Raw genomic sequence first — 21,723 nt, 5'->3', positions numbered from 1 at the left:
TTACGGAGTGCTACATGCCTTTATTCGGTGTCGAGGCAACGTTCTGGGCGTTATTAGGCCCGTTTGTTGCCGCTGCGCTTAGTCCCTTTCTGGCAAAGACTCTGAAACACAATGCTGCATGGCTTCTCGCTGTTATTCCTGCATTGGCGTTCTTACAGTTTCTCTCCTTTGTGCCAGGAATTGCCGAGGGGCAAACATTCAAGGCGAGCTTGGAGTGGGTTCCCACCTTCAACGTAAATTTCTCGATTTATCTGGATGGCCTGTCTGTCTTATTTGTGCTTTTGATTTCGGGAATTGGAACGCTCATTACGCTCTATGCAGGTGGATACCTGAAAGGTCATGAGAATCTTGGACAGTTTCTGTCCTATCTGTTCCTGTTTATGGGAGCTATGCTGGGCGTTGTTGTTGCTGACAACGTCATCACGCTCTTCGTTTATTGGGAGTTGACGTCCATCACGTCCTTCCTGTTGATCGGGTTTGACCACCTGCGCCGTGCCTCGCGCCGCTCTGCTGTGCAGGCGCTTGTTGTGACTGGCGGCGGTGGTCTGGCGCTCATGGCTGGTCTGATCTTAGCTGGATACCAAGGTGGCAGTTTTGAGTTGAGTGAGCTGCTCAATTCTGGCGACGTTTTGCGCGAAAGCCCGTATTACACCGCGATCTTCATTTTGGTCGTGCTTGGCGCCTTTACAAAATCTGCTCAGTTCCCATTCCATTTCTGGCTTACAAACGCAATGGAAGCACCGACACCGGTTTCTGCGTACTTGCACTCTGCGACTATGGTGAAAGCTGGTGTTTATCTGCTCATGCGTATGCATCCGGTTCTGGGAGACACTGAACTCTGGATGACTGTGCTTCCGATCTTCGGTGGCATCACGCTGCTTGTCGGCACCATCCTTGGCATTCGGCAGACGGATCTCAAACTCGTTCTGGCGTACACAACAGTTGCATCTCTTGGGCTGCTTGTGATGTTAACGGGCACATCAGATCCAGTCGCTATTCAAGGCGCCGTTATATACCTGTTCGCGCACTCTCTCTTTAAGGGCTCTTTGTTTATGGTGGTCGGAACCGTCGACCATGAATCAGGCACACGCGATCTGAACAGGGTCGGGGGCTTGTTCTCACTGATGCCGATCACCGGCACTGCTGCAGTCCTCTCAGCTCTATCAATGGCGGGTTTACCACCCCTTGTCGGCTTTGTTGCAAAAGAAGTTCTTTATGATGGAACATGGCACGCAATGAATGGCGGACTTTGGACCGGCTTTGCCGTATTGGGCAACGCCATGATGTTTGCTCTGGCTGCAACCGTTGCCATCAAACCGTTCTTCGGTGCCAAGGTGAAAACACCAAAAGTTGCTCATGAAGGAACAGTCCTACTCATTGCAGGGTCAATCACTCTCGCGGTTCTGGGTTTGGCTGCAGGCGCATTCATTGCATCAGTTGGTCATCAACTCTTGTCACCAATGACCTCTGCAATTCTCGGCACACCGTTTGATGAAGAGTTGCATCTGTTCCCGACATACCTGTCACCTGCGCTTTATCTATCTTTGGCGACAATTGCCCTTGGTATTATCATCTTCATGTATATGGATAAGCTTCGTGTGATTGTTGCCGACGCCCTGCGCGCCATTGGGTGGGGACCGGATAAAGGTTTCGACCAGGTCCTGGAAATCATCATTCGCTTTGCCACCACACTGACCCAAACTGTTCAAACTGGCAGTATGGTCACTTACATGCGTGCCACGTTCACTGTCATTGCATTCGTACTATTTGTGCCAATGATCCTCACTGGCAATTGGCCGAAGCTGCAAGGTATAGGTAGCTTCTACGCCTATGAGTGGTTTATCGCTGCCATTGCCGTGATTGGCGTTTATGCCGTGCTGACTGCACGTTATCGAGTGACCGCAATTGTCCTGCTTGGTATTCAGGGTTTTGCAGTGGCATTGATCTACCTGCTCTTTGGTGCTCCGGACCTGGCCTTCACGCAGTTTATGGTCGAAACCCTTTCCGTTGTGATCCTCGCATTGGTAATGACCCGCCTGAACCTGAAGCCAACGGATGCCCGGTCGTCACGTGGCAAGGCTTTTGACATCAGTCTGTCAGTGCTTTGCGGTGCTGGTATCAGCATGCTGCTCATGTCTATTGTCCAGCTGCCGTTTGACCCAACACTCTCTGAGTTCTTCACACAGTACAGTAGGACGATCGCGCATGGCCGGAACATCGTGAATGTTATTCTCGTTGATTTCCGTGGCTTTGACACCATCGGAGAGATCTCTGTTGTGATGGTAACCGGTCTGGCGGTCCTTGCACTTATCCGAGTGCGACCTAAATCAAACGGAAACTCGAACTCGGAGAAAAATCGCTAATGAATACGCTTATATTCAGAACGGTCGCTCCGTATCTCTCTGCCCTGATGATGCTCTTTTCCGTCTTCGTTTTGCTCCGTGGGCATAATGAACCAGGTGGAGGCTTCATCGGTGGGCTTATTGCTGTCTCCGCCTTTGCAATTTATGGCATTGCTTGCGGTGTCTCAGCAGTTCGCCGGGCAATGAAATTTCATCCCATGTCCATTGCTGCATCAGGTTTGCTCCTGGCGGTGGTGTCTGTGTTGCCGAGCCTGTTCTTGGGACAGCCGGCAATGACAAGTCAGTGGCTTGCTCTCCCGTTCTTGGGCACTGTGATTGATCTATCAACACCGCTGTTTTTCGACATTGGGGTTTATCTGGTAGTGGTAGGGGCGATTTCGTCGATCGCTCTTTCTCTGGAAGAAAGGGCAGACTAATGGAAACGCTTTTCTCTGTTCTGGTCGGGATCCTTTTTGCTGGTTCCATTTATCTGCTACTATCTCGCAAACTCGTGCGGATCCTGCTGGGCATTGCCATTCTTGGGAATGCCGTGAACCTCTTGATCTTCACAGCAGGACGTCTCACACGTGATGTCCCGCCAATCATTCCGCTTAAAAGCTTTCTCCCAGTAGAAGCAACAGCGAACCCTCTGCCTCAGGCATTGGTGCTGACCGCAATTGTGATCTCGTTCTCCTTCCTGGCATTCTTCCTGGTCCTTGGGTACCGGGCCTATCAGGAACTGGGAACGGATGACTTGCTTGATATGCGCGTCGCAGAACCTAAAGAACATTCTGAACCGCCGCTGGGGTACTAAGTAGATGGCTGCAACGAAGACTACAGTTGATATTACAGCGGCAATGGTGACGGAGGCCGTGCCTCTTGCGGACTGGCTTTTGGTTGCTCCTGTCCTGCTCACCATGGCAGGCGGTGCAATTTCAATTATTTTCCGAAAGAAATCGGCGACTCAGCCTTGGATCGCGATCACAACAATCGCATTGGTGATCCTTTCAAACATTGGCTTGCTTAACCACGTTCTCACCAACGGTGTCGTGACAATGGTGATGGGCAGTTGGCTCCCGCCATTCGGTATCGCTTTTACGGCTGACCCACTTGGCGCGTTGCTGGCGCTGACAGCCTCTGTAGCAACCATGTGCGTTGCCGTCTTCGCAATGAACTCAATTGCCGAAAATGAACGGCGTTACGGTTTCTATCCGTTCCTTCTGATGCTGCTCTGCGGTGTCACTGGATCATTTCTAACGGGTGATATCTTCAACCTCTATGTTTGGTTTGAAGTCCTGTTGATCTCATCCTTCGGTATGCAGATCCTCGGAAATGAAAAGGTGCAGATCGACGGTGCTGTAAAATATGCAGTGCTGAACCTGATTGCGACAACGCTGTTCCTTGCAGCAACTGGCTTGCTTTACGGGCTGGTTGGTACGCTGAACATGGCGGATATCGCTGGCAAGCTGAAAGCCTTCGACAATTCTGGTCCAATGCTTGGCTTAGCGACGCTTTACTTCCTCGCATTTGCTATGAAAGCAGCGGCATTCCCGGTCAACTTCTGGCTTCCGGCTTCTTATCACACGCCACGTTTGGTAGTGGCCGCAATCTTTGCAGGCTTGCTCACCAAAGTCGGTGTTTATGCGCTGCTCAGAGTGATGCTTCTGCTGATGCCGGAAGGTCGTGATTGGCTGGCCTCGTTGATTGGGATAGTCGCAATCGCAACGATGTTGACCGGCTCGCTCGGCGCATTGGCTCAAACAGATATTCGTCGCTTGATGGCCTATCTTGTTATCGCCGGTATCGGTGCCATGATGGCAGGTATCGCAGTTGGCAATGAAGTTGCTGTATCTGGCGCAATCTTCTACTCCATGCACTCCGTTCTCATCATGACCGCGCTTTATCTTCTGGTCGCCTTTATGTTCCAGATGAGTGGTACATTTTCCTTGCGGGAAATCGGCGGGCTCTACATCCGTACTCCTTTGGGCGCCGGGATAGGCTTGATCCTCTTGCTCGCAGTTGCTGGCTTGCCACCTTTTTCTGGTTTTTGGGCTAAATTGCTCCTCGTAGCAGGTGCGTTAGAAGCTGGTCGTGGCTGGGTCGCAGCAGGTATTTTGGTCTCAGGACTGTTTACGACCATCGCCGTAGGACGTCTCTGGATCTTCGCATTCTGGCGGGGTGGCAACGAGCACACGGTAGATGGCATTCAAGCTCTTCCCATTGCCGGAAGCTCTGACGCCGCCGATATATCCTGGAGTATCTGGTTACCGCTCATCGTACTGACGGCACTGATCTTCGTGATTGGAATCTTACCGGAAACCATGATGTCCATAACTGAAAATGGAGCAAAAACGCTGATTGATCCGACAGCCTATATCGGTTCCGTGTTTGGAGGTATCCGATGAACAATATGGTCTTTCTCATGAACTTGCTGCTTGCGGCAGCATGGGGGGCGGTCACCGGCTCATTCACACCGCTCAATCTGATTTTTGGCTTTATCTTGTCCAGCATCGCGCTGTTCCTGATCCGGGAGCAAATCGCATTTCGGGATTACTTTCAACGCGGAGGGAAGGTCCTCATTCTTGCAGGCAGTTTCTTCAAAGAGTTGGTTCTGTCCTCATGGCGTGTGCTGATGATTGTCATCAAACCGAAGATCAAGCTCCATCCGGGCATTATCGCAGTGCCGCTCTCAGTCAGTGAAGACTTTGAGATCACATTGCTGGCAAACATGGTCACACTGACACCGGGAACGCTATCGGTCGATGTATCAGAAGATCGAAAGGTCTTGTTTGTGCATTGCCTCAATGTACCAGACCCAGAAGAAACAATTGATGGCATCAAGAATGGTTTTGAACGTCAGATCTTGGAGGCGTTTCGATGAACGGATTTGAGGCTTTTGCAGCAGATTTCCTGTATGCCTGTGTGAGTATTGCACTCTTTATTCTCGGTCTGACATTCTTGTTAATTGTCTATCGTATTATCAAAGGCCCAACTTTGCCTGACCGTATTGTTGGACTGGATCTATTGGTAGTTGTCGCTATCGGTCTGATCGCCACGGTAGGTGTTGGGTCATCATACACGCTCTACATCGATATCTCGCTTGCACTCGGACTTGTCGGCTTTCTGGCAACCGTTGCCTTCGCTCGCTTTATCTTGAACCGAGGACAGGCGAAAGACTTTATTATTATGCAGGAAATCAAAGATTCCGAAAAACAGGAGGAGCAGAAATGATGTCAGCAGTTATCTCCATCCTGACCGGAATAATGCTCATTATTGGAGCAATCTTTGCAGCCGGTGCTGCGCTCGGGATCAACCGTCTACCAGACGTCTATACACGCATGCACGCGGCGTCCAAGGCTGGCACCTTAGGGTCTGGTCTGATGGTGTTGGCACTTGGTCTCTACTCACAACAGTGGGATGATTTCATGCGCGCTGTCGCGACCGTCTGCTTCTTTCTGTTGACGGCTCCGGTTTCTGCACATCTCATCGCACGAGCTGCCTATGTGGTGGGTTATAAACCTTGTAAGGAAACCAAGTTGGATGAGCTGAGTGTAACGAAGAAGTCTGCAGAGCCTGAAGCTCCGCAATAATATGTCGACTTTAGCTAAGATTTTTGGGCTTTAGTGCAGTCAGGGCACCAGAAATAATCGACAATGCCCTTTGGTAAGGCGATTCACTAGAAACGCGAGTTTCACCGGCATCGCCTTGCTAACAGCCGATTACGCAGTACAGTCACATTCTTTTGCCTGTACATTACGGCAAGCAGTTTATCTAGTTTACTTCTATGATTTCTCAAGTTTGTTGGAAGTCTGTAAGGTCCTTCTAAATCACAATGCACAAAAAACCATAGTAAATCTGCTTTTTCATGCCGAATTTAACTTGTTATCCTTATTTCCTGTCTCTATAAAAGCCCCCTATGGTTTTTGCTTGTTTAGAGTCGAAGCTTAGCTGAGATAAGTACGGATCTAACGTTTAATCTTCGGATTGAAGTATTAGTCCTGTAATATACAAGCATACCTACGAAATTTAGATCCACAAGATGACAGGTTAGAGATGAGCGAGATCCCTGCAGATAACAATTTGATGGAACTGACTGCTGATATCGTGTCAGCCTATGTTGGTAATAACACTGTGGCCTCTGCCGATTTGCCTGTGCTGATCAACGACGTTTACGTCGCTTTGCAGAAAACCAGTGGCGATCTTTCTGAGCCAGAGCCTGAGCCGCTCAAGCCAGCTGTGCCAGTTAAGAAGTCTGTTACGAACGATTACATCATCTGCCTTGAAGATGGTAAGAAGTTCAAGTCCCTTAAGCGTCACCTACGCACGCATTACGATATGACACCTGAAGAATATCGTGAAAAATGGGGTCTGCCTTCAGACTACCCAATGGTTGCTCCTCATTACGCGGCAGCTCGTTCTGAGCTTGCTAAGAAAATGGGTCTCGGCCAGCAGCGTAAACGCGCTAAGTAATTTCAGGATATATCCTGACAGAAAACCAGCCTCATTGGGGGCTGGTTTTTTTTATTCCCCTTCTGCTATTTCTTACTCCCCCATTATTGATGAATTTCCCTTAAGGATGCACATGCTGTGCATAGTGACAAGGCACGCCTTGTTTCAGCTTCCGTAAAGGTAAAATCAGCTCATCTGACACTAGAGCTTAAGTTCTAATTTTCTTGCGCTTTCCTAAGTTGTGATCTCAAAACGCCTGCAAGTTTCATAAGTTAATTCAAAAATGTAATTCGATAAGGTTTTACGGAGAGCCTTCGAGAAACCAAAACGGCACTTGAGAATCGGCTAATTCTGCCGGTCGTTTAGAAAAATTTATGTTTTGAGGCCGCGAGGTTCCAATCTTATCCCCCCCGAGTATCGCTAGGGCAACAATCAATTGTTCTTTGACGATAACCAATCAGTTCATTGGAGTAATTAAATGCCAAGAATTTCTGAGGGGGAGAAAAATAAGATGTCCAAGAGTCCGTGTTCGGAGTCTTCGGTTCATTCTGGACTGTTGCAAAAGCCTCTGTCAGCGGTGGACTGGATGGCCACAGGTCATGTCGCACTTGCGTTTGGTTTGAAGCCTGAGGAGCTTCACTCTGCTTCTCGTGGCTATGCAAAGGCCGCGCAGGCACGACAAGTCTCAATGTATATTCTTCACGTCTCAATGGGTATGACCCTGTCCCAAGCAGGTGCAGTCTTTGGTCGTGACAGAACAACCGCAGCTCATGCCTGCAAGGTTGTTGAAGATTTAAGAGAAGATCCAAGATTTGATGCCGTCCTCTCTGAGATAGAGGGCCAGCTGTCGGCCTCTGTTGCCAGTGCCCGCATGCATTCTTCTCTGAGCTCAGGAGGTCAATCTGATGCCTACACAGCCTGAGGAAGCAGTATCTGAAATGCAACTCATCAAGTTCTGTAAAGGGCTCGCAGTTGCAAAGAAGCATCCGGAACCTGAGGGGGATGTTAAAGCTATCTTATCGCGTGCAATAGCCCTGTCACTGGTTGCTTCCTATGCGGAGGACTACCAGTTGACCAAAGAAGGCAAAAGCTGGTTGCGGCGAAAATTGAGCCAAGGAGGATTGGAAACTCAATCCAAAACGGAGCAATCTCAGATCAACACCATTAACTCAGAAAGCCCGCTCGCCTGGCTAAAGAGTAGAAAAGACAAAACTGGGAGAGGTTACATCTCCGAACTGCAATTTGAAGCAGGTGAGCGATTAAGAGAAGACTTCACCTACGCGCAACTTTGGGGAACCGTTAGATCGAACTGGCGCACTGAGCAATCATCACGATCGAGTACCAAGGTAGATGATGTATCCGACAGCGTTTACGATGCCAGAGATCGCCTTCAAAGAGCTCTCTCAACTGTCGGACCGGAGCTCTCCGGCGTTCTCATGGATGTATGCTGTTTCTTGAAGTCTCTGAAACAGGTAGAGAGCGAACGCCAATGGCCACAACGAACGGCTAAGGTTGTTCTGGGGTTGGCGCTAGATCGACTTGCTACACATTACGGTTCGTCTCGTAATCGTGCGGTCGGTCCCAAAAACGCTCAGATGGCGAGCTGGGCAGCGTCTAATTCTGAGTTAGAGCTGCAGACGCATCATCCTTGATACGCTGAACCATGGAATTCAGCCCATTGGAACGCTGAGGCGTCAGATGTTCTTTGAGGCCAATCTTGCCAAATATGCTTTCGATGTCCGTTGCAAGAATTTCCTTTGCAGAAACACCGGAGTATTGCGCAAGAACGATAGCAACAAGACCGCGAACAATGTGGGCGTCGCTGTCACCCTTATAGAATAGGATTGGGCCTTTATCGGTATCTTCCTGAATGTTCTTCGAAAGCCAGACCTGAGAAACACAGCCATGAACGCGGTTTTCCTCACTGCGTTCATCATCTGTCAGAGGTTCAAGTTCTCGGCCGAGCTCGATGACATAGCGATAGCGGTCTTCCCAGTCTTCGAGGAATTCAAAGCCTTCCAGAATATCAGCGATCGCAGTGGTCATAATACTATTCTTTCACTCAGGGTTTTGCAGGCGTTTCTACCGCGCCAATCGGTCAGGGGCAATACGATTAGATTCAAAATATAGAACGGCCCACACTCCAAGCTAGAGTATAGGCCATAAAAGGCTCAGTATTATGGAGATTGGTCTTAATTCCGGCCGTAATAAAGGGGATTAGGACGCGGCAACGGTACAGCAGCAACCGGAGTTGCATAGATTGGCTGAACTTCAGCAAACAGACCTTGTTCAGATGGATCTGCCTGCGCAGAACTGTTCTGTTGCTGGTCTTGATTGAGCTGCCATGGAATGTCCCGATCAGCTGAACTAAGTGTACCGGAATGTGCAGGCTCGTCAGATGGGCTTGTAAGGCTCGGCAGCAGCTGGCCAGCTGCAACCTCATCAAACGGAATAGCTTCGATAGTATCTTGCGCTGAAGGCAAAGCAGCAAACTTTGTGGGTTGCAGGTCTTCCGTCTCACTGTCACTGAGGTAATTGTAAGTGAGCCTAGCAGCCTCTTTTGCCTTTAAACCGACGAGCGTGATGACAGAACCACCCATCTCGCAGGCATTAGGATTGCGGTCACAAAAGCCGCCGAAGTCCTTCACTGTGGATTGTGCTGCAAGATAAACCTGAACGATCCCAATAGATGGTGCATCTTCATCGCTACCAGTTCCGATTGGGAGCAGAAGCAATACAAGTCCGATCCAAAATGTAGTTCTAAGCAAAAAGAACATTGGTTTCGCCCGTGGGTTTCAATTGCGCCGAAGAGGCCGACAACTTTTAGATAGTCGCTTAACTTGTTGAAACTATAGGGTTTACTCTCAAATATAACATATATTGTTCTCAATAAAATTGAATCAAATTTTATGTAAATTTGAAAACTACTGAAATTTATTGCTATTTTTCGTCTTTATGAGTTTTCGGAAACCGTGCCTATGATTAATAAAAGGTGTAGAAAAAGTATCCCAGCGGCGTCTCGTTGAAGTGAAAAAGCCACCAAATGAGGCTCACAATTAAAACTCAAAAGTGCATATAAGAGCTTTTTTAAGCAAAACTTGATAGAAACAGTAGGCTTGGAAAACTGAAATAAAGCCCAATTTAACCCAAGGTTTTATGGTTGTTCTCAGTGGGCAGAGATCTATTCAAAGTGGACTTGCTGAGGTGAGGGCGATATCTCTAACCTCTCAGGAAGACACCAGTTAGAATTGGTGGTGACCGGGTACTCGGGTAACACATGAATTGCGTTGAAAGAGGTAGTGCTTGATGGTGGGGCGAAAGCCAAACGGTAAAAAAGCGAGCAAAGGTGGAGCCCGTAAGGGGGCTGCACAAACGCAGCCTGATGGTGATTACCAAATGCACGTAGACTATGACGAAGACGGCGTTTTCTATGAAAATGGCGAAGTCGATCATGCTGCTGTTGCAAACGCTGCCTCCAAAAAATCCGCTGGCATGAACAAGCTTTCAACGCTGGTGTTGTTAGGTTTTGTTGGTATGGCATCACTGATCGCGGTGAATGCAGCCTTTTTGCAAGATGCCAAGCATCCCTCTCCAATGATCGCCACTCGGATCTCTCAAAGCCAGTTAGACAGCTCAGAACTTGTAAGAGCAACTCAAAGATTGAGGCAGCAAGAGCTGGTCGCTGAAGTGCAAAAGGAGTTGCGTCGTTTAGGTGTCTACCCGGGCAGCCTTGATGGCCAATTCGGTCCTGCAACAGAGCGTGCGGTCCGTGCTTATCAAAGACAGCGGGCGATGAGTGAAAACGGGCAGGTGACTGAAGCACTGCTCGCACGACTTACAATGGACTTTGACGCGTTTACGCCTTCCCCCAATACTGCAGCTGCCGAAGGTGCTGAGATTCCTATCCCTCGGGCAAGCCCTGAGGAAATAGAGGCGCTGACGCAAAGTGGCTCTAATCTGACGCAAGTCTCGGGTCAAACGGATGCAATGACTGAGCGCATCAAGCGCCTACAAAAAACATTGGCGGATCTGGGGTACGGCCCGCTTACAGTTGATGGCATTCCAGGTGGTCAGACTGCCTCTGCAATTGCCGCATTCCAACGCGATAATGCTTTGCGGATAGATGGGCAAATGAGCGAAGCCCTCTTCTCCAAACTTGCAGCAATCAGTGGTACACGGATCTGATCGCGCGACTTCTTCAATAAGAAAGACAACTTGATGCGAGTAACCTCTGAATTCTGGGTCGCTGCTTACACACGCCGGTGCTTCTCGGAAGGTGCTTTCGCAGGTATACGCCGCAAAGGTGCGCTGGAAGCCGGTGCAATCTTCATCATTGTTGATCGGTTGGACACGACCTACGACTTTTACGGTCCTGCCCCACAGTCTTTCTTTGAAGAGGAAAAGCCACTTGATCGCGAGTTTGAATGTTTGATGGAAAAGACTTCGCGAGAGGAAATTGAAGCCAAACTCACACGCGAAGAGCGTATGGATCCTGACTTCTGGGTCGTCGAAGTGGAAGATAAGGAAGCCAGAAGCTTCCTGTCATTGCCAAAAGAGCCAGGGCCTGAGGACTTATTCTCAGGCTTTAAGGGTCGCAAGTTCTGAATGGTAGTGTGAAGGCCGCGTCAAAGATGTGCCCTGAGCTTTTAGTTCCCGCACTACTGTCTCAGTTGCTTCAAAAATCGTATGATAGCGCGGCTGAGAAGGCTCAACACTCCAGCTGCTGAGCAATTGACGTGCAATCTTCTTATTAACGCCAGCAGCTGATTTTTGCAGGTCTCTCATGTGATCCGTCTCAATGAGTGTGCCCCAAAACCGTACGAGCAGCTGATCAATTAGACGCGAAGAGAAACCAAGACCAGCGAGCATGACAATGAACCCGTCTGGAGAAGAATGCGTGCAGCATTGATGTATCTGATCTAGAGACATGCGGCAGGCGTGAGCCAGCTGACCAACCATGCTCGTGTGGCCGTATTTTAATCCCCGAAGCGTAAGCTCTTGCGCCTCATTTTCCGTCAGAGCGTCGACCGTGTCATCTGAAGCTGAAGCATCTGTCAGGCTTGCCGAAAGGTCTTTGTATGATGAGATCGGTGCGCTCTCTAGGAAGAGACCAACCAGATCTTCTACAAGCTCATCAGAGGAACTGGCTGGATGTGAAGGAGCAACGGTACTCTTAGAATTGAGAGCAACGTATTCTCCAATCATCTGGTCATGGTCATTTGCAAGAGCTTTCATCACGGCCTCCGGAGCATGAGAGATCGGGCACAACAGATGCGCTACCTTCAGTCGACTTGCCCTGGTGGCTGATGACAGGTGTTGCAGCGCTAACTCCTCATACATATGAGAACTTGCATGAGAGTGGCCGGTTTGAGCAAAAGCCTCTGTTGCTGCAATTAAGAGTTGAGACCTGTCTTCCATGAGTGAAGGAACCTGTATACGCAAAACAATGATTTATCGATGTTTTTCGCATTCGCCAGAAATACGCAGCGATACATATGACATCGAATAGAATTACTAGCTAAATTTAGGAGCAAATGCTTTACAGCTCATTAACTGAAACTCCGCTTAACTGGGAGCTAGAAGAACCACGAAACTGACCCGCAAATGTGCCAGAGGACAAACAATGGGTACACTTCATGATCTCGTGACTGAGCGGTCTCGCAGGCAGCCCTTGCAGATACGTAGAGGCTTTGACCGTCAGGTTTCATCTGCCCAGATCCATATCTTCCCAGGTGTTTACAAAATGCCGTCGGGACTGGCCTGCGGTGGCAGAGTTGGCATCATTCGGGTTGTAGAAGAGCACTCGGAATACGAGAGGGACTAGCTTCCTACGTTTTTTGCCTGTATCTCCATTGCTGCAAGCAGTGGGATTGTGAGTCATGGGCAAATTCGGGAAAACAGGGTTGATCAGCAAAGGCCGCACCTTTGCGACTTGTCTCCTACTTGTGTCTTCAACCAGCCTGCTGTTGTTTGCCTGCGCCAAGCCCACTGGAGATTTTGGCCGAGCAAAGCCCAATTTCCTTCATGACCGCGTCGCAGAAGATCTGGGCATGCTCTACCGCTATTCCCAGAAGCAAGACGTTTCCAACCTCAATTTGACAGATCAGGAAAATGAACTGCGTGATCGCGGATGGACACTGGTTGTACCGCCGGCCTCTGAGGATTGGATTGGAGCCAACAAGGCTCAGTTGGAACGCCAAGGGTTTTTGAAAGATCCTTATGCTGCGATCAATCCATCAAACTATTACGTTTATCTGCGCTCGGATAAGTACCGCTCTAGTGAAACGCGTTATACCCGCCTGATTGATGACATGAGGTCTGATCAGAAACTCCTGCTGCCGTTTTGTAAGATCGCTCGTCAGGTGCTGGTGAGCGATCATGAACGCATGGAGGCACTGAACCGCCAAACTCAGGTGAACCCGCAGTTCGCGACGGGAGTAAAGGCGAGAGTGCGCGAGAATAAGTCCTTTGTGGACTGGGTACTCCGTGCCACTGGTCGCCGTCTGCAAGCCTATCAGATCGCCATCAATGCGCTCGAAGTAGAAACCCCGTCTGCCCAGCAGATCTGGGATGCGAGCAAAGGCTACGAGCAGCTGCGTCGCACCTACGAAGAGCTGCCATCCAAATGCTATGCCGAAGTTAAGCGTCCGGCCGAAAAGGTCGAAAAGCCGTCTCGCATCTTTACCGGATGGGGTTTAGAAAGCGCTGCTCCGAAAAAATAGCCGGAAGGTTTGCTCTAAATCTTTGGCAGATCAGAGCAAGTTGCGGCTCGTAGCGCTGCTGAAATCTGTGGCAGATACGCGTTGGACGGTGCAAAGGCGCGGAACAACGCAAACCCCTTCAGCTCATTCGTCTCAACCACAATCATCTCTTCCAGATCTTCTGGCGGGTTCTCACGCAGGATCGAAAGCTGCTGTGGTGTCAACACCAGCATGCGCACAGCTTCACCCTCAGACGTCTTGTCATTCAGACTGTAAGTCACCTGTCCCTTTTCATTGAACAGGCCAAGTGACCAGAACGGAGAGGGAGCAAACGCGTTCACAATCAGTGGCCCGTTCTCGAGAGAATAACGACAGATCGCATGGCGCATAGATGGGTCGAGATCTGGCAGTGGCTCACTTCGTGGCAGGATCGGTGGCAGCATCTGAAAACTGCGATCGGCGCCAAAGCTGCCAACCCGCTCATAAGGAGAATGCGGAACGTAAGCGGGAACGCTCAAAACAATGGCCACATGAATTATCCCCGCGACGAGCAAACCACCGATGCCCCACAAAATCCAGCGCGGGGAAATGTAAAGGTCCTGCAGTTTTTTGAGGAGATCATTCATTTGCAACTCACCAATTCAACAGCGGGCATCACTGGGGCACTCAAACCGGCACCCGTGGTATAGGGGATATCGTAAAGACGCATGGCAAACACCAGCCCGTTACTCCCCCCAGTCGGCAGCCAGTTCCCTGGCCGCGCTTCAGGCGAAACCTGAATTGCAAACGCACCTGTGTGATCTGTCAAAATCCCATGGCTATGCAAGGAGGCGCGGCCAGCATCGGTCGCAAGCAGCTCCAGCGCGTTGTTCAAAGCCGTAATGGTCCATAGGCGAGTAGAAGGCACCTTACCCGCAATTCTGTAATTGCACTGGGGGTCTAGCGCCCGTCCACTGTCATCAAAGGCAGCGTAAAATGCAATGCCTTCACCACTTCCAAGCGGTACGCGTCCGGTTCGTGCAAATATCGCCGTACTGTAAGGATCACTGTCGATTGTCCCTGCATGCGGGTGTGCTACCCATACGCCACTCTCCAGTGCGCTGAACGGTGAACCTCTGTTGAGCGACAGATAAGCACTGCCTATCCCCACAATCAAAGCGATCATGATGGAGAATAAAAACGGCCCGAATGAGAAAAACGGCGCTTTGAAAAGCAATGGCGAAATATGAGGCCAAGGCTTTTGCCAGGAGGTTTCTCCATCAAAAATCTGGGTGGTTTCTGGTTCGCGAACCGCCACCAAAGGCATGTGAGGGGTGTGTGTCATCGGGTATAAGTCACATCCGCCTTTGTGTCAGAGCCCAGTTGGGCCTGCACGTTTGACTGAGAAATACTGTTGAATGGCAGAGCGCGTAGTCGCTTACCAAGCGCTTCCAGAACTTGCTGAGACGTTCTGTTGAGCAGCTCTGGTGGGCCGGTCACCTCAACATCACTAAGACCGTTTGCGGCAATAACATCCTTACCTTCTGGCGGCTCCACACCGGGCATAGCTTTTAGCTCCAACCCTTGGTGCGCATACTTCATAAAGTTGCCCCAGGTCATCGCAGGCAAGCTACCACCGGTCATGCGGCGTGAGGAAGAGAAGTCATCGTTTCCATACCAGACCGCAGCCGCAAGGTTGCCCGTGTAGCCAATGAACCAGGCATCGCGATAAGCCTGTGTCGTACCAGTCTTACCGGCTGCAGTAATTCCATCCAGCCGGGCACGTCGGCCAGTGCCACGTTCCACCACGTTCACCAGGATATCATTCATCATCGAGACCTTATCAAACGGTAGAATCCGCAGAGAAGGGCCAGCGTCACGATCATGGTTGTAAAGCAACTCGCCTTTTGAATTACGCAGCTCTAGTATGGCGTAGGGGTCAACCTTCTTCCCGCCAGCTGCGAAGGCCGCGTAGGAACTTGTCATATCAAGAACCGTAACCTCAGAGACGCCAAGCGGCATCGCGCGCGTAATACGCAGCTCGCTGTTGATGCCCATCATATAGGCTGTGGTTGCAATCTTATCGCGTCCGATGGCCTGTGCCAGACGAACGGGAATCGTATTGATCGACTTGGTCAAAGCCGTCTTCAGCGTCACGGCACCTGCATAGCGGCGGGTATAATTGCGTGGGCTCCAGCCGCCAATGTTGATCGGACGATCGGGGACAACACTCTCGCTTTCATATCCGTTCAGGAAGGCAGTCATATACACAAAGGGCTTGAAGGAGGAGCCTGGCTGACGAAGCGCATCTGTTGCTCTGTTGAACTGGCTTTCATCGTAATCGCGCCCACCAACCATAGAGCGCACGGCGCCCTCGGTGGTGATAACTGTCATGGCTGCTTCTTCAACGCCGTAACGTTTGCCGTATTGGCGCAAGGTGCTTTCAATTTGGTTGGTAGCTTCCCGTTGCAGGCCCGGATCAAGCGTAGTGCGAACGGAGATAACTCTGTCATTACTGAGCTCTGGGTACTGTTCCGCGAGATCTTTCACCTGCTCAAACGCCCAGTCTAGGAAGTGATCCGGAGCCTGGCTTTTGCTCCGGTCAATCGCTTCTGCCGGATTACGTCGGGCGCCAATAACTTGCCCTTCGGTCATGAAGCCAGCTTGGACGATATTCGTCAGTACCTCATTGGCGCGGGCGCGGGCAGAGGGCAGGTTTTTATGCGGTGCATATTTGGAAGGGGCCTTGTAAAGCCCTGCTAACATTGCAGCTTCTGCCAGCGAGATTTCGCGCACGTCTTTGCCGAAGTAAAATTCTGAAGCGGCGGCAACGCCAAATGTCCCGCCGCCCATATAGGCGCGATCAAGATACAATTTGAGGATTTCTCGCTTCGTGAGGTTCATCTCAAGCCATATAGCGAGATAAGCCTCCTTGATTTTGCGTTGTAATGTGCGTTCGTTTGAAAGGAATAGGTTTTTTGCAAGCTGCTGGGTAATCGACGAGCCACCCTGCACAACAGAACGTGCTTTTATGTTGGCAACCATGGCGCGGAAGGTACCAACAAAGTCAATTCCCAAGTGATCAAAAAACCGTCTGTCCTCGGTAGCAAGGGTGGCTTGGATCATGTGATCAGGAATTTCATCCAGCGGAATTTTATCGTTCAGCAAAATGCCACGTTTGCCGATCGGGTTTCCGAACCGGTCAAAAAAGCTGACAGAGAAGTCGGAGGTGGTTTTCCAGTCGGAGCGTTCTGTTGCTTTAAAGGCCGGCTGCGCAAAGGTCAGCACGATCAGAAAGCCGAACGCGCAATAGGTCAGCCCTTCAGAAGCAAGCCCTGCGATGAATTTGGCAGGACCTCGAAAGGAGAAGCGGCGCATGAAGGCCGCGTATTCACGAAAGAAGACCCCAAGAAACTGTGAGGTATGCCAAAGCGCAGAATCCAGCCATGCATCGGTTGCAAGCATCCGCTGAGATAGATCATGAAGGGTAAAAGATCGCTCCTTACCCTTTTTTCTCTCATTATCAGCAGAATTTTTCGTGACATTCTGCTTTTCGCTGTTATCAGAGTTCTCTTCCAAACTGATTACCCGTAGTACCGGTCACACCCCTGAATGCGCAAAGGGGGACAATGAACCAAACCGAAGAACTAGCTAAGCGACATCCTCGCGATATTCCCATCGGAATTTTGCAATGAGAACGACAAAAATGGTATCCGTAAACTCTGAGAGTCACCGCCCTTTCTGGCAGACCAAAACCCTAGATGCGATGACCCATGAAGAATGGGAGTCACTCTGTGATGGATGTGGACGCTGCTGCCTGAACAAACTTGAAGATTGGGACACAGGCGCAATCTACTGGACAAACGTCGCGTGCACTCTGCTGGATGGAACCACATGTAGGTGCAAAAACTATGAACAGCGCTTCGACACTGTGCCCGATTGCGTTCAGCTTTCGCCGGAAACTGTAAGAACTTTGAAATGGTTACCGCCAACATGTGCGTATCGTCTAATCCGTGAGGGCAGGGATCTGTACTGGTGGCATCCGCTTGTTTCAAAAGATCCGCAAAGCGTGCATGACGCTGGAATCTCAGTCCAAGACAAAACCATCAGCGAAGATGGAATGGAGCCAGAAGAGTTCGAAAACTATCTCGTCGACTGGCCGGATGAGGAATACACCAAAGACTGATCCTGTAAAATATGTTTATATTCAATTACTTCTCCACAGGAGAGAAGCGGGTATAAGTCAAAATTCAAAGCAATTGTAAAGCCAGCGCAGTGCCTCAGGGCCTGCGCTTTTTTGAATGTCGCATCAAAGCCTTACAGCTTTCTTTATTTAAAGTTGAACGAGTTTCAATCCTAACGTGAAACGGGGATAAGTGTCCATGCCTCTTTGGACGACTTTCCTTAGGAATATAATCTTGACAGCGCACCGCTGTTTTGATAGGGTTTTGGCATGCTAGAGAAAGTGTGACGGTGCCTGCAGAGGCAGTCTTACTCTTTCTATCTGCACTACATTTTAGAGAATTGACCAGCTGCTCCTTGTTTCAATGGGCGGCTTTTTTTGTGCCTACAGCGTATCGCCGAAAAGTGGGTACCGGTTTTCGGATCAAGATGCACAAACAGCTTTCGCGACAGGAGGAACGATGGCGGAGGAGCAAGAGCCCCAACAGGAGGATGAGCAGGCAGCACGACTGCGTGTGCCATTAGAGGTCTGGCAGGTCGTCCGCCGTATGGTGGAAGAAGAAGCCATCTCAATTGCGGATATTGCACGCAAAACAGGCCTGCCGAGCAGCACTATCACCACCAAGATCAAACGGGAAGGATGGTTGCGGAAGTGGGAACTGGCGCAGGAGCTTGCAAGCTCTCAGCCAGAAGAACGCAGGCGCTTGATTGCTCGTCTTTATGCTGCCTTTGAAAAACAGGTCAGCGCACTGGAAGCCAAACTGAAAAAGCTAAGCGGCGATCCGCAATCAGCAGCGGGAGAGATGGATGCTACGGCAAAAGCCATCACCAGCCTCGCCAAGACGCTGGATATGTTGATCGACCTGCAGCAAGCACACGGTGAGGACAGCACAGAAGAGGTGAGTGATGACCAGATGCGACAACAGCTTTCGCAGCGCATTGAAAGCTTGTGTGGCGCAGGGCAAACTTCATGACTTTGTCGCCTCCTTGAATGCACATGAACTGAGTTATCTTCAATATAACTGGCAGGTGTTCGCGCACGCCCATCAACGACCGCCAGATGGAAGTTGGACCACATGGCTGCTTATGGGCGGACGCGGTGCAGGCAAAACCAGAGCAGGGGCAGAATGGGTCAGGGGCAAGGTTGCAGGAGAAGCATGGGCTGGTCCGGCGGCTGGCAATATTGCGCTCGTCGGGCAAACCTATGCGGATGTGCGGGAGGTCATGATCGAGGGCATTTCCGGTCTGCTCACCGTCCACCCGGCAGGTCACAAGCCTCAGTGGAACCCATCACGCCGCCGTTTGGAATGGGCGAACGGAGCGGTCGCTCGGGCCTTTTCTTCAGAAGACCCTGAGGCTCTGCGCGGCCCCCAGTTTGATGCCGCCTGGTGTGATGAGGCAGGTAAGTGGAGCAACGCAACAGATACCTTCGACATGCTACAGTTTGGTCTGCGTCTTGGTGTGCAACCACAGCAGCTGGTGACCACAACGCCCAAATCCACGCCGCTGTTAAAGCTGCTGCTGCAAGACAAAGGCACCGTAGTGACCAAGGCTGGCACGAAAGCGAATGCCGCCTTTCTGGCAGAGGTTTTTCTGCAACAAATGACAGAGCGTTATGGCGGCACACGGCTCGGTAGGCAGGAGCTGGACGGCGAACTGATTGAAGACCGGGACGACGCTTTGTTCGCCCGCAAATGGTTCGAGATGGGCCGGGTGCGGGATGCTCCCGAACTGAAGCGCATTGTTGTTGCCGTGGACCCGCCGGCCACATCGGGCCGGACTGCAGATTCCTGTGGCATCGTTGCAGCAGGTATCACAGAGGCAGGTGACCTGCATGTCTTGCGAGACAGAACCGCCCAGGGCCTGCGCCCCGCTGCATGGGCTGAGCAAGCCATCAAACTCTATCATGAGCTGGAGGCGGACTGCTTATTGGCAGAGGTCAATCAGGGTGGCGAGATGGTGCGTGAGGTCATTGAAAGTGTCGATGCCAGCGTGCCGGTAAAGTCCGTCCACGCAACCAAAAGTAAACGCCGCAGAGCAGAGCCAGCCGCCCTGTTGTACGAGCAGGGGCGCGTTCATCATTGCGGTGTCTTTCCTGAGCTGGAAGATGAGCTCTCCGACTTTGGGGTTGGTGGCCTGAGCAACGGAAGATCACCAGATCGGCTGGATGCACTGGTCTGGGCCATAACAGAACTCAACCGCCGCCCTGCAGGCAAACCACGCTTGCGCAAACTGTAAAAACACCAATAATTTGAAGGGTTAGCTCGCAAACTTGAATCTGTTTGTGAGGATTAGCCCTCCGTGTATCGCCGAAAAGTGGGAACCGGTTTTCGGATAAGGATACGCGAGAAAATGAGTTAAAGCTGTTTATCAAGGCAGACCAAAAGCAAACAGCTTTTGTACACTCAAATACATGAATCAAAACATTAAGTTAGAGCGAAAAGGACTCTGATCTCATGGGGTTACGCAGACTTCTTGATTCAGTTTTTTCACCAGCAACTGAGCAAAAGGCATCGCGGGCAAAATCAGTCGCCTTCATGCGGTTTGGTGAAGGGGCCGTCTGGACCCCGCGCAACTATGAATCACTTATAAACCAAGGGTATTTACGAAATCCTATCGCCTACAGATGCGTACGCCTCATCTCCGAAGCCGCCGCAAACGTGTCCCTCACTGTGAAGGTGGGCGATGAAGAGCTGGAAGCCCATCCCCTGATGGAACTTCTGAACCAGCCCACCCCCATGCAAACACGGTGTTCATTTCTGGAAGAGGTTTACGGCTTCCTGCTGGTCTCCGGCAATGCCTATGTAGAGGCCGTCTCGCTGGAAGGCGCACTGCGTGAGCTCCACGCTCTCAGGCCCGACCGAATGAAGGTGCTGGTGGATGACGCAGGCTGGGTGGAGGCCTACGAGTATCAGGTGGCAGGTAGAAAAGTGGAACTGCGCAAAGCGCCCGGTGACAAGGTCCAGCCCGTTCTGCACATCAAGCTCTTCAACCCGCTCAACGACCACTACGGCTTCGCGCCCATTGAGGCCGCGCAAATTGCCCTCGACATTCATAACGCAGCCGGAGAGTGGAACAAGTCTCTGCTCGATAATGCCGCCTGTCCAACCGGTGCACTGGTCTATGGCGCAGGCGATGCCATGAACATGACGGACGACCAGTTCCACCGCCTCAAGGAAGAGTTGGAAAGCTCCTATCAAGGGGCGAGGAATGCAGGCCGCCCCATGTTGCTGGAAGGTGGGCTTGACTGGAAGCAGATGGGCATGTCGCCCAAAGATATGGACTTCATTGAGCTGAAGAATGTCGCCGCTCGCGAAATTGCACTGGCCTTCGGCGTGCCGCCCATGCTGCTCGGTATTCCGGGAGACAACACCTACGCCAATTATCAGGAAGCCAACCGCGCCTTCTGGCGTTTGACGGTCGTGCCGCTCGCCGCGCGGGTTCTCTCCGAGCTCTCCAATTGGCTCTCTGCAGCCTATGACGAGCAGGTCACACTGGAGCTGGACCTTGATGCTGTCGAAGCGCTGGCGCTGGAACGCAAAGCACTGTGGGATCGCATCACCGCAGCGGACTTCCTCTCCCGCGATGAAAAGCGCATCGCCGTTGGATATGGGGCGGAGGGCAAAGATGAATGAGTTACTGGCAGCGCTCGCTGCAAAAGGGGACCTCGCCCATGTGGCGCTTAGCGCCTGGGCAGGCACCTCCACATCACTGCTCTTGTGGGCACTTAAGCAAGTCATCCGGTTCAATCGCAGGTTCGAGGAGTTCATGAGTGAACTGGAAAAACTCAACCAGCTGCTGCGCATGGATCCATGAAAATCGCACACTCGAACTATTGAGATTATTTGAAAGGTTGAAGGTGAAGCCTTGACCCAAAATCACAAAACACAAGCCGTGCCCGTTGAGCAAAAACAACAGCCAACTCAGCGCGGCAATGAAGCCCCCGCACAGACCTTCGCCAACTTCACCAAGGCACTCGCCGGAGCATTGGTGGAACGACGCGCGGCAAAGTCGGAGGGAGCAAACTCCGGTAGAAAAAACAATTGAAAGCTCGCTAAGGGAGGCAATCA

General features: G+C 51.0%; 26 protein-coding genes. 20 read left to right on the top strand and 6 right to left on the bottom strand.

What is annotated here, in order from left to right; genetic code table 11:
- Positions 1-14: 14 nt before the first annotated feature.
- From PsAD26_RS21155 to PsAD26_RS21110, 10 genes are all read left to right on the top strand, one after another.
- Positions 15-2,363: a putative monovalent cation/H+ antiporter subunit A gene (locus PsAD26_RS21155; RefSeq protein WP_063311991.1), complete on the top strand. Its 2,349-nt coding sequence runs from the start codon at positions 15-17 to the stop codon at positions 2,361-2,363.
- Entirely contained in the window at positions 2,363-2,779 is a 417-nt protein-coding gene (locus PsAD26_RS21150; RefSeq protein WP_063301932.1) for a Na+/H+ antiporter subunit B, read from the top strand. Before PsAD26_RS21155 ends, PsAD26_RS21150 begins: the two co-directional genes overlap by 1 nt.
- Positions 2,779-3,156 (top strand): Na+/H+ antiporter subunit C, encoded by a 378-nt coding sequence (locus tag PsAD26_RS21145; protein WP_063311990.1) that lies wholly within the window; start codon positions 2,779-2,781, stop codon positions 3,154-3,156. Before PsAD26_RS21150 ends, PsAD26_RS21145 begins: the two co-directional genes overlap by 1 nt.
- A gap of 4 nt (positions 3,157-3,160) precedes the next feature.
- The gene (locus PsAD26_RS21140; RefSeq protein WP_063311989.1) at positions 3,161-4,747 is read left to right on the top strand and encodes a Na+/H+ antiporter subunit D; all 1,587 of its coding nucleotides are present in this window, start codon (positions 3,161-3,163) and stop codon (positions 4,745-4,747) included.
- Complete coding sequence (locus PsAD26_RS21135) at positions 4,744-5,223, top strand: Na+/H+ antiporter subunit E (RefSeq protein WP_082827139.1); 480 nt, start codon at positions 4,744-4,746, stop codon at positions 5,221-5,223. The genes PsAD26_RS21140 and PsAD26_RS21135 overlap by 4 nt, the downstream gene beginning before the upstream one ends.
- Positions 5,220-5,573 carry a cation:proton antiporter gene (locus tag PsAD26_RS21130; RefSeq protein WP_063296268.1) on the top strand — a complete coding sequence of 118 codons (354 nt, stop codon included), beginning with the start codon at positions 5,220-5,222 and terminating at the stop codon, positions 5,571-5,573. The genes PsAD26_RS21135 and PsAD26_RS21130 overlap by 4 nt, the downstream gene beginning before the upstream one ends.
- Positions 5,570-5,932 carry a monovalent cation/H(+) antiporter subunit G gene (gene mnhG, locus PsAD26_RS21125; protein ID WP_084403760.1) on the top strand — a complete coding sequence of 121 codons (363 nt, stop codon included), beginning with the start codon at positions 5,570-5,572 and terminating at the stop codon, positions 5,930-5,932. Before PsAD26_RS21130 ends, mnhG begins: the two co-directional genes overlap by 4 nt.
- A 463-nt stretch (positions 5,933-6,395) precedes the next feature.
- Positions 6,396-6,812 carry a MucR family transcriptional regulator gene (locus tag PsAD26_RS21120; protein ID WP_008549808.1) on the top strand — a complete coding sequence of 139 codons (417 nt, stop codon included), beginning with the start codon at positions 6,396-6,398 and terminating at the stop codon, positions 6,810-6,812.
- A gap of 490 nt (positions 6,813-7,302) precedes the next feature.
- Entirely contained in the window at positions 7,303-7,713 is a 411-nt protein-coding gene (locus tag PsAD26_RS21115; protein WP_063311988.1) for a helix-turn-helix domain-containing protein, read from the top strand.
- The gene (locus PsAD26_RS21110; RefSeq protein ID WP_063311987.1) at positions 7,697-8,443 is read left to right on the top strand and encodes a DUF6456 domain-containing protein; all 747 of its coding nucleotides are present in this window, start codon (positions 7,697-7,699) and stop codon (positions 8,441-8,443) included. Before PsAD26_RS21115 ends, PsAD26_RS21110 begins: the two co-directional genes overlap by 17 nt.
- Here PsAD26_RS21110 and PsAD26_RS21105 read toward each other — a convergent pair.
- The gene (locus tag PsAD26_RS21105) at positions 8,406-8,837 is read right to left on the bottom strand and encodes a SufE family protein (protein ID WP_063311986.1); all 432 of its coding nucleotides are present in this window, start codon (positions 8,835-8,837) and stop codon (positions 8,406-8,408) included. The two genes, PsAD26_RS21110 and PsAD26_RS21105, sit on opposite strands and share 38 nt — an antisense overlap.
- Before the next feature lie 146 nt (positions 8,838-8,983).
- Entirely contained in the window at positions 8,984-9,568 is a 585-nt protein-coding gene (locus PsAD26_RS21100) for a DUF5330 domain-containing protein (RefSeq protein ID WP_063311985.1), read from the bottom strand.
- A 529-nt stretch (positions 9,569-10,097) separates the two neighbouring features.
- Between PsAD26_RS21100 and PsAD26_RS21095 the strand changes: the two genes are divergently transcribed.
- Positions 10,098-10,976, top strand: a complete 879-nt coding sequence (locus tag PsAD26_RS21095) for a peptidoglycan-binding protein (RefSeq protein ID WP_063311984.1) — start codon at positions 10,098-10,100, stop codon at positions 10,974-10,976.
- Positions 10,977-11,009: 33 nt separating this feature from the next.
- A complete protein-coding gene (locus PsAD26_RS21090) occupies positions 11,010-11,396 on the top strand; it encodes a DUF1491 family protein (protein ID WP_063311983.1) in 387 nt (128 codons plus the stop codon).
- On the opposite strand, the gene PsAD26_RS21085 is transcribed toward PsAD26_RS21090, so the two are convergent.
- Complete coding sequence (locus PsAD26_RS21085; protein WP_208985789.1) at positions 11,370-12,026, bottom strand: hypothetical protein; 657 nt, start codon at positions 12,024-12,026, stop codon at positions 11,370-11,372. The two genes, PsAD26_RS21090 and PsAD26_RS21085, sit on opposite strands and share 27 nt — an antisense overlap.
- Before the next feature lie 388 nt (positions 12,027-12,414).
- Between PsAD26_RS21085 and PsAD26_RS29460 the strand changes: the two genes are divergently transcribed.
- Complete coding sequence (locus PsAD26_RS29460) at positions 12,415-12,615, top strand: hypothetical protein (RefSeq protein ID WP_153041545.1); 201 nt, start codon at positions 12,415-12,417, stop codon at positions 12,613-12,615.
- A gap of 55 nt (positions 12,616-12,670) precedes the next feature.
- Positions 12,671-13,513: a hypothetical protein gene (locus PsAD26_RS21080; protein WP_063311982.1), complete on the top strand. Its 843-nt coding sequence runs from the start codon at positions 12,671-12,673 to the stop codon at positions 13,511-13,513.
- Between the two features lie 14 nt (positions 13,514-13,527).
- Here the strand turns inward: PsAD26_RS21080 and PsAD26_RS21075 are convergent, their stop codons facing one another.
- Genes PsAD26_RS21075 through PsAD26_RS21065 form a run of 3 tightly spaced genes read right to left on the bottom strand, consistent with a single transcriptional unit; the run spans position 13,528 to position 17,050 of the window.
- Positions 13,528-14,118, bottom strand: a complete 591-nt coding sequence (locus PsAD26_RS21075) for a hypothetical protein (RefSeq protein WP_063311981.1) — start codon at positions 14,116-14,118, stop codon at positions 13,528-13,530.
- A complete protein-coding gene (locus tag PsAD26_RS21070) occupies positions 14,115-14,816 on the bottom strand; it encodes a DUF1214 domain-containing protein (protein WP_063293242.1) in 702 nt (233 codons plus the stop codon). Before PsAD26_RS21070 ends, PsAD26_RS21075 begins: the two co-directional genes overlap by 4 nt.
- Positions 14,813-17,050, bottom strand: coding sequence for a PBP1A family penicillin-binding protein (locus tag PsAD26_RS21065; protein WP_063311980.1), 2,238 nt, complete (start codon positions 17,048-17,050; stop codon positions 14,813-14,815). The genes PsAD26_RS21070 and PsAD26_RS21065 overlap by 4 nt, the downstream gene beginning before the upstream one ends.
- Before the next feature lie 112 nt (positions 17,051-17,162).
- Between PsAD26_RS21065 and PsAD26_RS21060 the strand changes: the two genes are divergently transcribed.
- From PsAD26_RS21060 to PsAD26_RS21035, 6 genes are all read left to right on the top strand, one after another.
- Positions 17,163-17,657: a YcgN family cysteine cluster protein gene (locus PsAD26_RS21060; protein ID WP_208985788.1), complete on the top strand. Its 495-nt coding sequence runs from the start codon at positions 17,163-17,165 to the stop codon at positions 17,655-17,657.
- Between the two features lie 457 nt (positions 17,658-18,114).
- Positions 18,115-18,627, top strand: a complete 513-nt coding sequence (locus tag PsAD26_RS21055) for a hypothetical protein (RefSeq protein WP_063311978.1) — start codon at positions 18,115-18,117, stop codon at positions 18,625-18,627.
- A complete protein-coding gene (locus PsAD26_RS21050) occupies positions 18,560-19,891 on the top strand; it encodes a terminase family protein (RefSeq protein WP_193758326.1) in 1,332 nt (443 codons plus the stop codon). Before PsAD26_RS21055 ends, PsAD26_RS21050 begins: the two co-directional genes overlap by 68 nt.
- Before the next feature lie 218 nt (positions 19,892-20,109).
- Positions 20,110-21,288 carry a phage portal protein gene (locus tag PsAD26_RS21045; RefSeq protein WP_063311976.1) on the top strand — a complete coding sequence of 393 codons (1,179 nt, stop codon included), beginning with the start codon at positions 20,110-20,112 and terminating at the stop codon, positions 21,286-21,288.
- Entirely contained in the window at positions 21,281-21,469 is a 189-nt protein-coding gene (locus PsAD26_RS21040) for a hypothetical protein (RefSeq protein ID WP_057465884.1), read from the top strand. Before PsAD26_RS21045 ends, PsAD26_RS21040 begins: the two co-directional genes overlap by 8 nt.
- A 51-nt stretch (positions 21,470-21,520) precedes the next feature.
- Entirely contained in the window at positions 21,521-21,700 is a 180-nt protein-coding gene (locus tag PsAD26_RS21035) for a hypothetical protein (protein WP_057465885.1), read from the top strand.
- Positions 21,701-21,723: the final 23 nt, after the last annotated feature.

Origin of the sequence: Pseudovibrio sp. Ad26, from assembly GCF_001623285.1 — a bacterium.
GTDB lineage: Bacteria > Pseudomonadota > Alphaproteobacteria > Rhizobiales > Stappiaceae > Pseudovibrio > Pseudovibrio ascidiaceicola.
This window is presented reverse-complemented; position numbering and strand designations above follow the sequence as displayed.

Coding starts and splice junctions, on each gene's coding strand:
- PsAD26_RS21130 (WP_063296268.1), top strand. CDS start 5,220: ATGAACGGATTTGAGGCTTTTGCAGCAGATTTCCTGTATGCCTGTGTG.
- PsAD26_RS21145 (WP_063311990.1), top strand. CDS start 2,779: ATGGAAACGCTTTTCTCTGTTCTGGTCGGGATCCTTTTTGCTGGTTCC.
- PsAD26_RS21040 (WP_057465884.1), top strand. CDS start 21,281: ATGAATGAGTTACTGGCAGCGCTCGCTGCAAAAGGGGACCTCGCCCAT.
- PsAD26_RS21105 (WP_063311986.1), bottom strand. CDS start 8,837: ATGACCACTGCGATCGCTGATATTCTGGAAGGCTTTGAATTCCTCGAA.
- PsAD26_RS21120 (WP_008549808.1), top strand. CDS start 6,396: ATGAGCGAGATCCCTGCAGATAACAATTTGATGGAACTGACTGCTGAT.
- PsAD26_RS21050 (WP_193758326.1), top strand. CDS start 18,560: ATGACCAGATGCGACAACAGCTTTCGCAGCGCATTGAAAGCTTGTGTG.
- PsAD26_RS21085 (WP_208985789.1), bottom strand. CDS start 12,026: ATGAAAGCTCTTGCAAATGACCATGACCAGATGATTGGAGAATACGTT.
- mnhG (WP_084403760.1), top strand. CDS start 5,570: ATGATGTCAGCAGTTATCTCCATCCTGACCGGAATAATGCTCATTATT.
- PsAD26_RS21110 (WP_063311987.1), top strand. CDS start 7,697: ATGCCTACACAGCCTGAGGAAGCAGTATCTGAAATGCAACTCATCAAG.
- PsAD26_RS21080 (WP_063311982.1), top strand. CDS start 12,671: ATGGGCAAATTCGGGAAAACAGGGTTGATCAGCAAAGGCCGCACCTTT.
- PsAD26_RS21055 (WP_063311978.1), top strand. CDS start 18,115: ATGGCGGAGGAGCAAGAGCCCCAACAGGAGGATGAGCAGGCAGCACGA.
- PsAD26_RS21135 (WP_082827139.1), top strand. CDS start 4,744: ATGAACAATATGGTCTTTCTCATGAACTTGCTGCTTGCGGCAGCATGG.
- PsAD26_RS21155 (WP_063311991.1), top strand. CDS start 15: ATGCCTTTATTCGGTGTCGAGGCAACGTTCTGGGCGTTATTAGGCCCG.
- PsAD26_RS21070 (WP_063293242.1), bottom strand. CDS start 14,816: ATGACACACACCCCTCACATGCCTTTGGTGGCGGTTCGCGAACCAGAA.
- PsAD26_RS21045 (WP_063311976.1), top strand. CDS start 20,110: ATGGGGTTACGCAGACTTCTTGATTCAGTTTTTTCACCAGCAACTGAG.
- PsAD26_RS21115 (WP_063311988.1), top strand. CDS start 7,303: ATGTCCAAGAGTCCGTGTTCGGAGTCTTCGGTTCATTCTGGACTGTTG.
- PsAD26_RS21060 (WP_208985788.1), top strand. CDS start 17,163: ATGAGAACGACAAAAATGGTATCCGTAAACTCTGAGAGTCACCGCCCT.
- PsAD26_RS21100 (WP_063311985.1), bottom strand. CDS start 9,568: ATGTTCTTTTTGCTTAGAACTACATTTTGGATCGGACTTGTATTGCTT.
- PsAD26_RS21140 (WP_063311989.1), top strand. CDS start 3,161: ATGGCTGCAACGAAGACTACAGTTGATATTACAGCGGCAATGGTGACG.
- PsAD26_RS21090 (WP_063311983.1), top strand. CDS start 11,010: ATGCGAGTAACCTCTGAATTCTGGGTCGCTGCTTACACACGCCGGTGC.
- PsAD26_RS29460 (WP_153041545.1), top strand. CDS start 12,415: ATGGGTACACTTCATGATCTCGTGACTGAGCGGTCTCGCAGGCAGCCC.
- PsAD26_RS21150 (WP_063301932.1), top strand. CDS start 2,363: ATGAATACGCTTATATTCAGAACGGTCGCTCCGTATCTCTCTGCCCTG.
- PsAD26_RS21075 (WP_063311981.1), bottom strand. CDS start 14,118: ATGAATGATCTCCTCAAAAAACTGCAGGACCTTTACATTTCCCCGCGC.
- PsAD26_RS21095 (WP_063311984.1), top strand. CDS start 10,098: ATGGTGGGGCGAAAGCCAAACGGTAAAAAAGCGAGCAAAGGTGGAGCC.